We start from the raw sequence: 12,470 nt of genomic DNA, 5'->3' as shown, positions 1-12,470 counted from the left end.
GCGGCGCCGTCTAGGGGCTGATCGCCGTCTCGACATCGGCCCCGACGATCGCATCCCGGAGTCGCGCCGCTTCGGCGCCCGCTTCCGCGACGTTCTCCATCAACACCGTCTCGCTCGGGAAGAGGTCCTCGCCGACCACGAGGCCGTGTTCGCGGGCCGTCGACCCCGTTCGCGTGAGATAGACGCCCAGTCCCGCGTCGGCGATGGCGGCTTCCTCCGTCATCCCTGGCTCGGGATGGGTGAACTCGACGTTCTCGACCGCTTTCGTCCCCAGAATCGCCTCGACGAGGCGTTCGTATCGGGGCGAGATACAGAGCGGGCCGGCGTAGTCGGCGACGAACGCGCGGTCCAGATCGGTGCCGGGCGGGACCACCTCCGGCGTCGCGAGCAGGGTGTGATACACCGTATCGCCGAGGCCGCTCACGACCCGAACGTCCGTCTCCCGGGGGTCGATCCGGTCGTTGACGTCGGCGATGGATTCGACGCCCGTCTCGCCGAGCGTGACCACCTCCTCCAACACGAGGTCGGCGCTGTCGAATCCGAGCGCGAACTCGTGGGTGCGGAGCGCCCGAAACGGCTCCTCCCGGCCGATCAGTTCCACCCGAACGCCGCCGATGTCGAGCGCGGCGCTATCGAAGACGATCCGGCGTGGCTTCCCCGCCCGGTCGTCGCGCAGGAGGGTGTACTCCGGCGCGTACGGATCGGTGACATCGCTGTACGCGGCGAGTCGGTCGTAGACGCTGCGCTCGGCCATCGCGCTCTCCTTGGTGATCGCTTTCTCGTACCGGAGCGTCGAGGAGACGTCGTCGGCGAGTTCGTCCGCGCCGGCGACGGTCGCGAAGCGTTCGAGAACCGCCTCCAGCGGCCGTCCCTTGCGGGGGACGGCGATCCGAACCGTCTCGGTCATTGTGGACTGAACGAGGGCGCGGGCTTTACCGATTGCGCTTCGCGCGTCGCGGCCGCAGTCACTCCTCACCCGGCCCGAAGGCGCTGTTGAGCCGTTCTCGGAACGTCTGGACGTCGGACAGTTCGTCCTGGATCTCGTCCAGTTCCGACTCGATGTCGTCGATGTCCGACCGGAACGACTCGACCGTCGTCAGTCGGTCGTCGACGTTCTCCATCCGCGTCTCGACACCCGATAGCTGGTCGTCGACCGAGTCGATCCGATCGGAGAGCTCGGCGGTGGTGTCTGACAGCGCCGTCAGTTCGTCGTGGAGGTCCTCTCGGTCGTCGTCGGCCGCCGCCAGCGACTCCTCCAACGATGCGACGCGATCTGCGAGGGCGCTTACCTCGTCGGACACCTCGTCGACCATCTCCTCTGCCGTGCCCTTCTCGTCGAGGAAGTCGGCGAGCGCGTCGCGGTAGGCCAGCAGGTCCTCGATCTGTGACTGGAGGCGACTGATTCGGGCGTCGGCGCTCGTCGGCAGTTCCCCGTCGAACGCGTCCTGCAGGACGGCGAGGTCGTCGTCGTCGACGTCGCCGGATCGGAGCTCGGCCGCGAGCGTGGCCGCCACCGAGCCGGCCGCGGCACCCTCAGCGGCGCCCACTCCTGCGTCCGCTTCCTCGGCATCGGCCGTTTCCGCCTCGGCGTCGACACCGTCCCGCGGATCGAGCGCCGCGGCGGCCTCGGCCGAACTGACGGTGTCGTCTTCCTCCTCCGTCTCGACGGCGGAGACGTCTTCGTCGCGAGCGCCCATCACGGTCTCGAGGCCCTCGTCGCGGGATCGGGGTTCGGGCGCGTCGTCGAGAATGGAGTCCGGTTCGCTCTCCAGCCCCGACAGCTCACCGTCCGACTCCCCGGAGAGCGCGTCGCGGACGACCTGGGTCGTCTCGCGGCCGAGGACATCACCCGCGTCGTCTCCGTCCTCGACTTCGACGAGTTCGACCGTCGGTTCGCCGAGGAAGGCCGCCGCCTCCTCCGGGTCGTCGATGCGGATGCCGTACACCGTGAGCACGTCCTCACCAGGATCGAACGTGCGTTCGTACGCGACGCGATGGTCGCGGTAGGCCGTCCAGTGGTCGCTGTCGTAGTCGGGGTGGAATCCGACCCCTTCCATCGCGAACGACTCGGGGATCTGATCCACGAGTCGGATGCGAACCGGGTAGTCGACGAGCGACTCGATTTCGAACGCGATGGCCGGAACCGGGAACCGATCGGCTTCGAACGTCTTCTCGACGCGCACCTCCCCCGTCGACACCGACACCTGGGTCTCGGGGTCTGGATCGTTCGCCATGCCCGATGACAGTCGGAGTAGTAGCATAAAACAACCGGCGGATCGAACGGACTACAGATCGACTCGGTCGCCGATTTCGACGATGTCCAAGCGCTTCGGATGGGGAAAACTGCGCGCGTGGGGGTGGAGGACGGTGGGGTCGGCGGTCAGCCCCTTCCACATGTCCCAGTGACTCGGGAGGAGGCGATCGAGTTCCAGCGCCTCGGCCGCGCGGATCACGCCGTTCTCGTCGGCGTACCACTGCGTTCGCTTCGGGGTCCCCGTCTCCTTGTCGGGGATCATGCCCGCAGACCCGAACGCCAGGATTCCGAGGTCGATGTCGAAGCGTTCGGCGAGCTGGGAGAACGTATCGGCATAGCGGGTATCGCCGCCGTGGAACACCGTCCCGGTCGGGTGTTCGATGACGTAGCCGACGGGATGGTCGGCGTCGGGATCGTTCACCGGGGCAACGTGGACCGTGAACTCGCCGATGTCGAACTCGTCGCCCTCGGCGACGGTCACGAACTGGTCGGCGACGACGCCCCACTCGTCGGTCCAGGCCTCGCGTTCGACGACGGCCATGCTGGCGTCGGGGGCGTAGTAGTCGGCCCCTGTCGACGCGAGGATGGGTGCCTGCGTCGGCCCGTGGACGTGATCGGAGTGTTCGTGCGTGGCCAGGACGGCATCGGCCGACGAGACGTCGCTGGGGTCGAACGGGACGGGGAGCATCCGGACCGTGCGTGGCGGATCGCCCAGGCCGAGGTAGGGGTCGATGAACAGCGTCGTGCCGTCGCGGCCCTTCAGGACGAACCCGTTGCAGCCGAGATACCAGATGGCCACCGTCTCGGGGTCGGCGTCGGCCACGGCGGTCGGGAGCCAGTCGTCCCAGTCGCTCTCGCCGAGTTCGTGTGACATGGGTGGTGGTCCGTCCGGTCGGCGTCTAAGCGTTGCGGTCGTGTGAGGGTGCCGCATTCCGACCAGACGCGCCAAGGGCAAACGGTAAATCAGTGGCATGCGCGTGGGGGTGTATGGAGAACGTAGCGATCATCGGCGCGTCGATGACCCAGTTCGGTCAGCGGGACGGGTGGATCCTCGACCTGCTGTCGGAGGCCGGGACGGCGTGTCTGGACGACGCCGGCGTCGCACCCGATGCCATCGACCACCTCTACGTCTCGAACATGGCGAGCGGCGAGTTCGAGGGGCAGACGGGGATCATGAACGCGCTCACGCACGACCTGGCGGCGATGCCGGCGTATGCGGCCCGCATCGATCAGACGAGTTCGAGCGGCGGGGCGGGCGTCAAACACGCCTGGCAGTCGGTCGCGAGCGGGGCCAGCGACATGACGCTGCTCGTCGGCGGCGAGAAGATGACCCACCGAACGACCGCCGAGGCGACGGACGTCATCGCCTCCATCACCCACCCGGCGGAGTACAAACACGGCGTGACGCTCCCGAGTTTCGCGGGGCTGACGGCGCGTCTCTATCTCGATACCTACGACGCGCCGCGCGAGAGTCTGGGGAAAGTCGCGGTGAAGAACCACCGCCACGGCGTCCACAACTCACACGCCCAGTTCCAGAAAGAGGTCGATCTGGAGACGGTACTGGAGTCGCCCATCGTGGCCGACCCGCTCCGCCTGTACGACTTCTGTCCCATCACGGACGGGAGCGCAGCGCTCATGTTCTGTCCGGAGTCCGTCGCCAAGGAGTACACCGACGACTACGTGCTCGTCTCGGGCGTGGGCGGCGCGACGGACACGCACGTCGTGCACGAACGCGCGGACCCGACGACGATGCGCGGCGTCGTCGAGTCGAGCGACATCGCCTACGACATGGCGGACCTCGGCCCGGAGGACATCGACGTGGCCGAACTCCACGACATGTTCACCATCCTCGAGTTCCTCCAGAGCGAGGACCTCGGGTTCTTCGAGAAAGGCGAGGGCTGGAAAGCCGTCGAGGAGGGGCGCACCGAAATCGGAGGCGACCTGCCGATCAACACTTCCGGCGGGTTGAAATCCAAGGGCCATCCGCTGGGCGCCAGCGGCGTCGCCCAGGTGTACGAAATCTACGAACAACTGCTCGGTGACGCAGGGAAACGACAGGTCGACGACGCCGACACCGGCCTCGCCTGCAACGTCGGCGGGTTCGGGAACTGCGTCATCACCACCATTCTGGAGGCAGCATAATGATGGAAGCATACCGCTACCCCGACGGCAGCATCACGTACCCCGGCCATCCGATCGGCCCGGGCGGCAAGAAACCGGTCGACTCGGTGGACCTCAGCGAACACACCGCCGAAGTCATCACGTGGACGACGAGCATGGCCACGCCGCCCGGCGTGCGCGAACCGAACACGCTCGCCATCGTCGAGTTCGACGTCGACGGCGAACCCGTGCGCGCCATCGGCGGCGTCACGACCGACGAGATAGAGATCGGCGACGAGGTGCGGCCGGTGTACGTCGAGGAACTGCGCGACCCCGAGGCCGGCATCCGCGAACCCGACGCCATCGACTGGGACGGCTACCGGTTCGAGCCGATCTGAGGAAGGAAGAGAGCGCCCGATTTTTCCGCGCGATACGCTCGATTACTCGTCGGCTTCGGGCAGGTCGTCGATGAGGACGATGGCTTCGCCGTCGATGACCGTCTCGCCGTCTTCGTCTTCGACGACCGTCGTCAGGCGGTACCGGCCGTCGCCGAGATCCTCGACGACTTCACAGATGGCGGTGACCGTCTCGCCGATGTCGACGGGGCCGAGGAACTGGAGATCTTGGGAGAGATAGATGGTCAGCCCGGGCAGGCGCGCGAGGGCGGCGCTGATGAGGCCGGAGGCGAGCGTTCCGTGAACGATCTGGCGGCCGAATCGCGTCTCCTCGGCGAAGTCGGCGTCGAGGTGGAGGCGGTTCGTGTCACCGCTGGCGTCGGCGAAAGCCTGAATCTCCGCCTCGCTGAGCGTCTTCGAGAACTCGATGCGGTCGCCGACGCTGACGACACCAGCCTCTTCGTCGTCGGTGTGTTCGAACGACCACTCCGCCTTGGAGTAGGTGAGTTCCGGCGACGGCGCCGGCTGCCGGTCCTCGTCGTCATCGTCCGTATCCGACAGCATCGCCTGGTTGGCGGCCATCACGCTGTTGTAGAAATGCTCCACGCTGTTCGAGAGGTGCTTCTGGGACTGCAGCCACGCGTCCGCGAGGTCCGTTGTCGACGTTCGTTCTGTCATTGGGTATCGTTGTGCGTCCGTGGTTAAAGACTGGTCGCTTCCCGCGACCGGTGGATCCGGTCGTGAGCCTGTGTGGCCGGCCTGACCATCAGATGTCTTTGAATGGTATAGAGTGGTAAACAAAGTAACGCTTATACCTCTGGGACGCGTTGGATGTGATAAGGATGACAGAAGACGAGGACGATGGATCGCCGATGTGGCCGCCCATGCCGTTCGGACAGCAGTTCCAGAACGCCGGCGAAGACGCCGTCGAGCAGCAGATGGAGCTGTTCAAACGCTTCATGTCGGGTAGCACCGGTGGTGGCTTCGACGGCTTCTCCCAGCTCGGCGCGATGAGCATGGGAACGGCGATGTTCAAGACCCGTGTGCAGAGCGGTGGTCGCATCAGCATCCCCGACGCCGAGCGCGAAGCGCTCGACATCGAGGACGGCGACATCGTCCAGACGATCGTCATCCCAGTCAAACAGAATTCGGAGTGAACTCCAATGAGTGCTAACAACCCCTTCAGTTCGGCGTTCGAGTTGCAGCGTACGATGATCGACCAGACCCGCCGTGCCGCCGAGACCAGCCTCGACGTGCAGCGGACCGCCACCGAGACCTGGTTCGACGCCGCCGAGTCGTTCCAGTCGGTCCAGCAGAGCGGCGTGACCCTCTCGAAGACGGCAATCGAGGCCTACCTCGACGGCCTGAAGTCGGTGCTCCCCGAGGAGTCCGTCGTCGAACTCGAAGCCGCCGTCGACGAGCAGTTCGAGGCTGTCGACGAGATCAACGAGGACGCCTGGCAGTCGTTCCTGCAGAGCCTGGAGGAAGCCGAGGCGTCCCTCGACGAGCTGAGCGAGACCCAGCGCGAACTGCTCACGGACAGCTTCGACGCGATCGAACAGCTGCAGGCCGAAGCCGAGGAGACGGCCGAAGACGCCGTTGCCTCCGCCGAAGAGCTGACCGAGTCGGCCTGACCGGAGTCTTTTCCCACCCGCTTCCTATTTGCATACAATGACCAACGACACCAACAGCACGTTCGACGGACAGATGGACGCGTTTCTCGAACGCATGACGGAGACGTATATGAACGCCCTCGACCAGAACCTCGACGCCCAGTCGGCCTTCCTCGAATCTTGGATGGATTCGATGGAGGACAGCCTCTCCGAGGAGCGCGTTCGAGAGGGGTACGAAGGGTCGATGCGCGCCTACGAGGCGTGGATGGACGCCGCCGAGACCTCCTTCGAGCGCATGGGCCAGTCGTTCCAGGGCGAGGACGTCGAGCCCGAGGAGTTCCGTGACATCTGGCTGTCCTCGGCCAACGAGGCGTTCAAGGAGATGATGACGACGACGGCCTTCGCCGCGGCGACGGGCCAGACCATCGACGAAGCGATGGACATGCGCCAGAACATCGACGAGGCCTCCGAGGAGACGCTCCACGCGCTCAACTTCGCCACCGTCGGCGACGTGCGCGAGGTTGGTGAACGGCTCGTCGAACTCGAGCGCCGCCAACACACTATCGAGCAGAAACTCGACCGCATCATCGACGAGCTATGAACCCCTTTACCTTCCCGCTGGACGCCCAGCGCGACCTCTGGAAGCGGTCGGCGGACGAGGCGGAGACCGTCGGCGCCATCCCCGATGGCCTCGAACGGATGACCGAGGTCGAGGTCGGCGAGACGCCGAGTGAGGTGGTGTACCGCGAGAACAAACTCGAACTCCACCACTACGAGCCGATGGTGCCGGAGGAGGAGCGCCACGACGTGCCCATCCTCTTCGTCTACGCGCTCATCAATCGGCCGTACATCCTGGACCTCCAGCCGGATCGGAGCGTCGTCCGCCGGATGCTCGAAGCCGGCTTCGACGTCTACCTGATCGACTGGGGCGAGCCCTCCGAACTCGACACGTCGCTCGCGCTGAACGACTACGTGAACCGCTACATCGACAACTGCGTCGACGAGGTTCGCGAGCGGTCCGGACAGGACGCGATCAACCTGCTCGGCTACTGTATGGGCGGGACGATGAGCGTCATGTACGCCGCGCTCCACCCCGAGAAGGTCCGCAACCTCGGCCTGATGGCCGCTGGGCTCTGTTTCGACGACACCGGCGGCATCCTCGAGATGTGGGGCGACGAGGAGTTCTTCAATCCCGAACGGATCGTGGACACCTTCGGCAACGTCCCTGCGGAGTTCTTAGACGTGGGCTTCGCGCTGATGGATCCCGTCCACAACTACGTCACCAAGTACGGCAACCTCTACGACAACATCGACGACGAGGAGTTCGTCGAGAACTTCGCCCGGATGGAACGGTGGCTCAACGACCCCATCGACGTCGCGGGCGCCGTCTTCCGGGAGTTCATCCAGGACATCTACCAGGAGAACAAGCTCTATCGCAACGAACTCGAACTGAACGGGGAGCGGGTCGCCCTCGACGAGATCACGATGCCCGTCGTGCAGGTCGTCGGCGAGTACGACCACCTCATTCCGCCCGAGGCGAGCAAGCCCTTCAACGAGAAGGTCGCCAGCGACGACACCGAGATCATGGAGTACTCGACGGGACACATCGGGCTCTCGGTGTCGAGTTCGAGCCACGAGAACCTCTGGCCCGCGGTGGCCGAGTGGTTCGCCGAACGCTCGGAAGCGGAACCCGGCTCGGAGCCCGTCGAGACCGAAACGGAGACGGCGCGGCCGGACGCCGCCGTCGCCGAAGACGTCGAGACGACGCCCGAAGACGCCACGAAGACGGACCTGCAGGAACTCGACGGCATCGGCCCCGCGTACGCCGAACACCTGCATACAGCGGGTGTCGTCTCGGTCGAGGATCTCGCAGACGCCGAACCCGCGGAACTCTCCGTCGATACCGGTATCGACGAGGGGCGGATCCGGCGCTGGATCGAGGCCGCCCGCGAACGCACCGACTGAGACGGAGTGCTGTACGTCAGTTCCACATCGACCGCCCGCAGTCGGACAGTCGTCGGGGTAAACAGTCACAGCAATCCGTATGAGATCGACGTCGACGGCGGCATCGATCTCTGAGCGGAACTAGAGGTGTATAATCACATATGCACGATTTCCATACTCTAGTGCATATGTTGGAAGCGTTTATTACTTAGTTCGCCAACAGTTAGGATGTCCATGAACTCACGGATGATCTCCCAGTCCACCGAACGGTTCGACATCCCCGAGCAGATCGCCGCCGCCGAATCCAAGCTCGTCTACCTCTTTCTCTCCGTCTCCGACGGCGCGACCGTCGACGAACTGCAGGCCTCGCTCGACATCCAGCAGATCACGCTGTTGCCCGTCCTCGACACCCTGTCGGAGCGCGGCCTCGTCGAACGCGTCGACGGGCAGTACGTCGCCGCGTAGTCTGCGGGCACCGATACTGTGATTACTCGGGCGCGGCACCCGCCTCATCGCCATTCTCGTCTGCGCCCTCGTCCTCTTCGCTCTCAATCGACTCCCGTATCGATTCCAGTTCGGCGTCCACGTTCACGGCCGCCTCGTCGTCCGTCTCGTCCGGTTCGGCGGCCGCTCCCTCTTCGCGCACGTCGATAGCGACCCCCGCCGAGCGCCGGCGCCGACGATCACGCTGCTCGTCCGCCGGCGACTCCGCTCGGTCACTGCGCGCTTCCGCCAAGCGGTCGTCGATTTCCGCCGTCAGGTCCTGCGCGTCCGCGAGCACCGATCCAGCTGCGGAGTCTTCGGGGAGGTCCGCGCCCGTCAACGCCGTGCGCAGATCGGCCAGGGCGTCGCGGAGCGTCTCGGTGTCGGGCGCGTCGGCGTCCGCCAGTCGGTCCCGAAGATGCGGACGGGTCTCGGGGCTCGATCGCTGGGACCCGGGACCGGCCAGGCGGAGCAGCGCCCGGAGGAGTTCCAGCGACCGCACCGTCGCTTCGAGCAACGCGATGAGCGTCGGGATCGTGTGTGACTCGGTGAACCGGAGGAGTTCACCGGGCGTCGGCGGTCGCGCCCGTCGCTGGCGGACATCCTCGTCGATGGCGGCCCGCAGATCCGTCAGCGTCCGTTCCAGGTCGGCGAGCAGGACCGCCAACTCCTCGTCGTCGCGGTTCGACATGCACGACTGTTCGGGACCGAGGGGCATATACTGTCGGTCCCACAGCGATATCAGTCACGGCGAACGGTCACCAGCGCCGCGACCAGCAGGGTCACGACGGCGACGACGACGCCGAACCCGGAGCCGGACGATTCCGTCGGCGTCGGAGTCCCCGTCGGCGTCGCCGTGGGCGTCACAGTCGGAGTCGGGGACGCCGTGGGCGTCGCGGTGGGGGTCGGCGTGGGCGTCGTCGTAGCAGTGGGCGTCGCCGTCGCCGTTGCGGTCGCCGTCGCCGTTGCGGTTGCCGTCGCCGTTGCGGTCGCCGTTCGCCCACCCGCGACGGTCACGGTCGTCGTCGCGGCGCCGGCCTCGATGTTGCTCCCCTCGACGGCGATACGATAGGTTCCGGAGTCGGCACCGCTCGTGTCGACGGTGACGCTATCGCCGCTCTCGGTGAGACGGCGGTTCCCAGCGAGGTCGACGCCATCCGGCGACTCTACGGTCACGTCGAGGCGGTCCGCCTCGGCGAAGTTGTACTCGACCCTGATCGTCACTTCCTCGAAGTCGTTCGCGTCGACCGTGTCGCCTTTGATGTTGACGCCTCGCTCGTTGCGCACCTCGAACTCGGTGACTCGCGGGCGCACGACGAGCAAATCGGCTTCGTCGTCCCCGTCGGCGTCGTACGATCCGGGGTCGATGCCGTCGAAATCGGCGTCTGCGGGAGCGACGCTGAACACCTCGTCGCCGTGTATCGAGACGAACGTCGTCTCGTCCGTGCCGACCGTGCCGCCGCCCGTGAGTTGGGCGTCGGAGATGTCGAGCGTTTCACTGACGTAGACGCGAACGGGTGGGCTCGTGTCGGCGGGTTCGTCTCGCGGTTCTTCGACGGCGACGCCGACGCTCGCGACGGTCCCAGCGACGAGAAGACCGATCACGACCGTGATGAGGGCCGAGCGGGTGACCGAAACGGGTGCCATACGGCTATCGTAGAGCAGCCGGACTAATGGATGCCGGGGATAACCAGTTTCCCCGCGCCCGGCGAATGGAAACGCTCTTTTGAGCGTCACACGGAACATGCCCGTATGACCGACGGGGACGACGAGACAGACCTTCCGGCCGAGACCCTCGACTCCCGCCTCGACGACGCCGCAGAGGCGCTGGAGGCTGCCGAGACCGAAGACGACCTCGACGCGGTCGAGGAGCGGCTGGACGACATCGCCGAGGACCTCGAGGCCGCCGACTTGCCAGCCCCCGAGGACGAAGACGAGGACGACCCCGATCCCCGCGAGGAACTCACCGACCGCCTCGACGACCTCCGGGCCGACCTCGAAGCCGCGCGCGGGCCGTACGCGTCCGATGTCGTCGACGCCATCGAGAGCGCGAGCGAGACGCTGACAGACACCCGCTGGACCGAGGACGGCGAGGGCGGGGCCGCGACGGCCGTCGCCGACTTCGTCGACAGTGCGAGCGAAACGCTCGCCGCCGACATTTCGGGCGACGACGCGGACGCCCTCGACGCCGTCGCCGAGGCTGTTGCGGATGCCGGTCTCGATCCCGACGAGGACGCCGAAACGATCGAGACGCTGCTCGACGCCGCCGACGCGCTGGAGTCCGGCCTCGAGGAAGCCGAAGAATGGGACGATCTGGAAACCCACGAACAGCTCCGCGCAGAGGGGTTCTACGACGTACTCGGCCACTACAAGGACTACCCGCCCGAGTGGGCCGCGCTCAAGGAGTGGGAACAGCGCGGCAACGTCGAGATGGTGTTGCTCGCGCTCGACAGTTTCCAGTCGGACTTCATGGAGCGCCACTGCCTCGAAGCCATCACCCGGATGAACGACGAGGAGGCCTTCGACGCCATGCACCAGCGCGCCGGCAAGCGCGACAAGCCCGGTATCAAGGCGCTCGGGAAGATGGGCGCCGAGGAGGCCGTCGACACGCTCGTGGAGTACATCGAAGGCGACGGCGACCCCGGGCTCCAGAAGGTGACGCTCAAGGCGCTCGGCGAAATCGGGAGCGAGGAAGCGACGCCCGCCGTCGCGGAGCGCCTCGCCGCAGAGAACGACCAGATTCGGCCACACGCCGCTCGCGCACTCGGCCTCATCGGCGACACGCGCGCCATCGACCCGCTCGCCGACGTGCTGGCCGACGACGAGAGCGACGAGGTCCGCGCCGCCGCCGCGTGGGCGCTCCGACAGATCGGTACCGAGCGCGCGCTCTCGTCGGCCGCCGAATTTGCCGACGACCGCGCGTATCTCGTGCAGCACGAGGCCGCGCAGGCCGACGAGGCACTGTCGGCCGAACAGGCGGCCTGAGAACCCCAGCAACCGAGAGCGGTCGTCGCGCCCGGACTCACTCCTCCGGCGGATACGACTGCCGCCCACCCGTCGAGTTGCGCCCGACGAGCGTCGCGACCGCGAGCGTCCGCCCCTCGTCGTCGGTGCGCGTCCGCTCCCGATAGTCCAGGATCGTCAGGTCGAGACACGCCCGCAGCAGGTCGTTCGCGCGGAACCGGTAGCGGTCGGTCGACGGCCCCATGTCGATTGGGTCGCTCGACCGCAGATGGTGTTCGTAGACGAGGACGCCACCCGGCGCCAGCGCCTCCTTGATGTCGGGCAGGCGATCCAGCGCAGCGAAGAAACTCACCGCGATGACGTCGTAGGCCGACTCCTCGAACGCGAAGTCGGCGATGTCCGAGCGGATCCAGTTCACGTCGACGCCGCGCGCCTCCCCGGCCCGCTCCGCGCGTTCGAGAGCCGCGTCGGAGACATCGACCGCGTCGACATCGTAGCCCGTCTCGGCCAGGAACAGCGCGTTCCGTCCGGTGCCGGTCGCCACGTCGAGTGCGCGACCCGCCGGGAGCGTCTCGATCCGGGACTGGAGCGCCGGTATCGGGTCGTCGGGTAACTCGAACTCCTCGTCGGTGCGGTACGTCTCGTTCCACCGCTCGCGGTCGTCGCTCACGTCTTGAGTCAGCGTCGCGGCGGTGTTAACGCCTCGGACCGCATCGA

At 66.6% G+C, this 12,470-nt stretch carries 15 protein-coding genes; 8 read left to right on the top strand and 7 right to left on the bottom strand.

Annotated features, from left to right (window positions below):
* Window positions 1-10: 10 nt before the first annotated feature.
* The 3 genes from MXB53_RS08265 to MXB53_RS08255 are packed head-to-tail and all read right to left on the bottom strand — an operon-like array spanning window position 11 to window position 3,128.
* Complete coding sequence (locus tag MXB53_RS08265; RefSeq protein WP_248896901.1) at window positions 11-907, bottom strand: phosphoribosyltransferase HisG-related protein; 897 nt, start codon at window positions 905-907, stop codon at window positions 11-13.
* Window positions 908-965: 58 nt separating this feature from the next.
* Window positions 966-2,234, bottom strand: a complete 1,269-nt coding sequence (locus tag MXB53_RS08260; RefSeq protein ID WP_248896900.1) for a hypothetical protein — start codon at window positions 2,232-2,234, stop codon at window positions 966-968.
* 51 nt (window positions 2,235-2,285) lie between these two features.
* Window positions 2,286-3,128: an MBL fold metallo-hydrolase gene (locus MXB53_RS08255; RefSeq protein WP_248896899.1), complete on the bottom strand. Its 843-nt coding sequence runs from the start codon at window positions 3,126-3,128 to the stop codon at window positions 2,286-2,288.
* 113 nt (window positions 3,129-3,241) lie between these two features.
* Between MXB53_RS08255 and MXB53_RS08250 the strand changes: the two genes are divergently transcribed.
* Window positions 3,242-4,396, top strand: coding sequence for a thiolase domain-containing protein (locus MXB53_RS08250; RefSeq protein WP_248896898.1), 1,155 nt, complete (start codon window positions 3,242-3,244; stop codon window positions 4,394-4,396).
* A gap of 2 nt (window positions 4,397-4,398) precedes the next feature.
* Window positions 4,399-4,752 carry an OB-fold domain-containing protein gene (locus MXB53_RS08245; protein WP_248898090.1) on the top strand — a complete coding sequence of 118 codons (354 nt, stop codon included), beginning with the start codon at window positions 4,399-4,401 and terminating at the stop codon, window positions 4,750-4,752.
* Window positions 4,753-4,794: 42 nt separating this feature from the next.
* On the opposite strand, the gene MXB53_RS08240 is transcribed toward MXB53_RS08245, so the two are convergent.
* The gene (locus MXB53_RS08240; RefSeq protein ID WP_248896897.1) at window positions 4,795-5,427 is read right to left on the bottom strand and encodes a MaoC family dehydratase; all 633 of its coding nucleotides are present in this window, start codon (window positions 5,425-5,427) and stop codon (window positions 4,795-4,797) included.
* Between the two features lie 164 nt (window positions 5,428-5,591).
* Between MXB53_RS08240 and MXB53_RS08235 the strand changes: the two genes are divergently transcribed.
* From MXB53_RS08235 to MXB53_RS08215, 5 genes are all read left to right on the top strand, one after another.
* Complete coding sequence (locus MXB53_RS08235; RefSeq protein WP_248896896.1) at window positions 5,592-5,906, top strand: AbrB/MazE/SpoVT family DNA-binding domain-containing protein; 315 nt, start codon at window positions 5,592-5,594, stop codon at window positions 5,904-5,906.
* 6 nt (window positions 5,907-5,912) lie between these two features.
* A complete protein-coding gene (locus MXB53_RS08230) occupies window positions 5,913-6,383 on the top strand; it encodes a hypothetical protein (protein ID WP_248896895.1) in 471 nt (156 codons plus the stop codon).
* A 37-nt stretch (window positions 6,384-6,420) separates the two neighbouring features.
* Complete coding sequence (locus MXB53_RS08225) at window positions 6,421-6,963, top strand: poly(R)-hydroxyalkanoic acid synthase subunit PhaE (protein WP_248896894.1); 543 nt, start codon at window positions 6,421-6,423, stop codon at window positions 6,961-6,963.
* Window positions 6,960-8,327 carry a class III poly(R)-hydroxyalkanoic acid synthase subunit PhaC gene (phaC, locus tag MXB53_RS08220; RefSeq protein ID WP_248896893.1) on the top strand — a complete coding sequence of 456 codons (1,368 nt, stop codon included), beginning with the start codon at window positions 6,960-6,962 and terminating at the stop codon, window positions 8,325-8,327. The genes MXB53_RS08225 and phaC overlap by 4 nt, the downstream gene beginning before the upstream one ends.
* Before the next feature lie 213 nt (window positions 8,328-8,540).
* Window positions 8,541-8,771 (top strand): hypothetical protein, encoded by a 231-nt coding sequence (locus tag MXB53_RS08215; RefSeq protein ID WP_248896892.1) that lies wholly within the window; start codon window positions 8,541-8,543, stop codon window positions 8,769-8,771.
* Between the two features lie 22 nt (window positions 8,772-8,793).
* Here the strand turns inward: MXB53_RS08215 and MXB53_RS08210 are convergent, their stop codons facing one another.
* Both MXB53_RS08210 and MXB53_RS08205 read right to left on the bottom strand, forming a co-directional pair.
* Window positions 8,794-9,480 (bottom strand): DUF7547 family protein, encoded by a 687-nt coding sequence (locus MXB53_RS08210; RefSeq protein ID WP_248896891.1) that lies wholly within the window; start codon window positions 9,478-9,480, stop codon window positions 8,794-8,796.
* A gap of 50 nt (window positions 9,481-9,530) precedes the next feature.
* The gene (locus tag MXB53_RS08205; RefSeq protein ID WP_248896890.1) at window positions 9,531-10,436 is read right to left on the bottom strand and encodes a PGF-CTERM sorting domain-containing protein; all 906 of its coding nucleotides are present in this window, start codon (window positions 10,434-10,436) and stop codon (window positions 9,531-9,533) included.
* A gap of 105 nt (window positions 10,437-10,541) precedes the next feature.
* Here MXB53_RS08205 and MXB53_RS08200 point away from each other — a divergent pair, with 105 nt between their 5' ends.
* Window positions 10,542-11,774, top strand: coding sequence for a HEAT repeat domain-containing protein (locus tag MXB53_RS08200; protein ID WP_248896889.1), 1,233 nt, complete (start codon window positions 10,542-10,544; stop codon window positions 11,772-11,774).
* 37 nt (window positions 11,775-11,811) lie between these two features.
* On the opposite strand, the gene MXB53_RS08195 is transcribed toward MXB53_RS08200, so the two are convergent.
* Entirely contained in the window at window positions 11,812-12,423 is a 612-nt protein-coding gene (locus tag MXB53_RS08195; protein WP_345779700.1) for a class I SAM-dependent methyltransferase, read from the bottom strand.
* Between the last annotated feature and the right edge of the window lie 47 nt (window positions 12,424-12,470).

Origin of the sequence: Haloplanus sp. XH21 (assembly GCF_023276355.1) — an archaeon.
Classification (GTDB): Archaea; Halobacteriota; Halobacteria; order Halobacteriales; family Haloferacaceae; genus Haloplanus; species Haloplanus halobius.
Note: the sequence above shows the minus strand (reverse complement) of the source record. Positions and strands in the feature narration are given on the sequence as shown.

Excerpts from the sequence above, each read along its gene's own strand:
- MXB53_RS08255 (WP_248896899.1), bottom strand. The coding sequence starts at position 3,128 with ATGTCACACGAACTCGGCGAGAGCGACTGGGACGACTGGCTCCCGACC.
- MXB53_RS08225 (WP_248896894.1), top strand. The coding sequence starts at position 6,421 with ATGACCAACGACACCAACAGCACGTTCGACGGACAGATGGACGCGTTT.
- phaC (WP_248896893.1), top strand. The coding sequence starts at position 6,960 with ATGAACCCCTTTACCTTCCCGCTGGACGCCCAGCGCGACCTCTGGAAG.
- MXB53_RS08265 (WP_248896901.1), bottom strand. The coding sequence starts at position 907 with ATGACCGAGACGGTTCGGATCGCCGTCCCCCGCAAGGGACGGCCGCTG.
- MXB53_RS08230 (WP_248896895.1), top strand. The coding sequence starts at position 5,913 with ATGAGTGCTAACAACCCCTTCAGTTCGGCGTTCGAGTTGCAGCGTACG.
- MXB53_RS08200 (WP_248896889.1), top strand. The coding sequence starts at position 10,542 with ATGACCGACGGGGACGACGAGACAGACCTTCCGGCCGAGACCCTCGAC.
- MXB53_RS08215 (WP_248896892.1), top strand. The coding sequence starts at position 8,541 with ATGAACTCACGGATGATCTCCCAGTCCACCGAACGGTTCGACATCCCC.
- MXB53_RS08260 (WP_248896900.1), bottom strand. The coding sequence starts at position 2,234 with ATGGCGAACGATCCAGACCCCGAGACCCAGGTGTCGGTGTCGACGGGG.
- MXB53_RS08205 (WP_248896890.1), bottom strand. The coding sequence starts at position 10,436 with ATGGCACCCGTTTCGGTCACCCGCTCGGCCCTCATCACGGTCGTGATC.
- MXB53_RS08250 (WP_248896898.1), top strand. The coding sequence starts at position 3,242 with ATGGAGAACGTAGCGATCATCGGCGCGTCGATGACCCAGTTCGGTCAG.
- MXB53_RS08210 (WP_248896891.1), bottom strand. The coding sequence starts at position 9,480 with ATGTCGAACCGCGACGACGAGGAGTTGGCGGTCCTGCTCGCCGACCTG.
- MXB53_RS08235 (WP_248896896.1), top strand. The coding sequence starts at position 5,592 with ATGACAGAAGACGAGGACGATGGATCGCCGATGTGGCCGCCCATGCCG.
- MXB53_RS08240 (WP_248896897.1), bottom strand. The coding sequence starts at position 5,427 with ATGACAGAACGAACGTCGACAACGGACCTCGCGGACGCGTGGCTGCAG.
- MXB53_RS08245 (WP_248898090.1), top strand. The coding sequence starts at position 4,399 with ATGGAAGCATACCGCTACCCCGACGGCAGCATCACGTACCCCGGCCAT.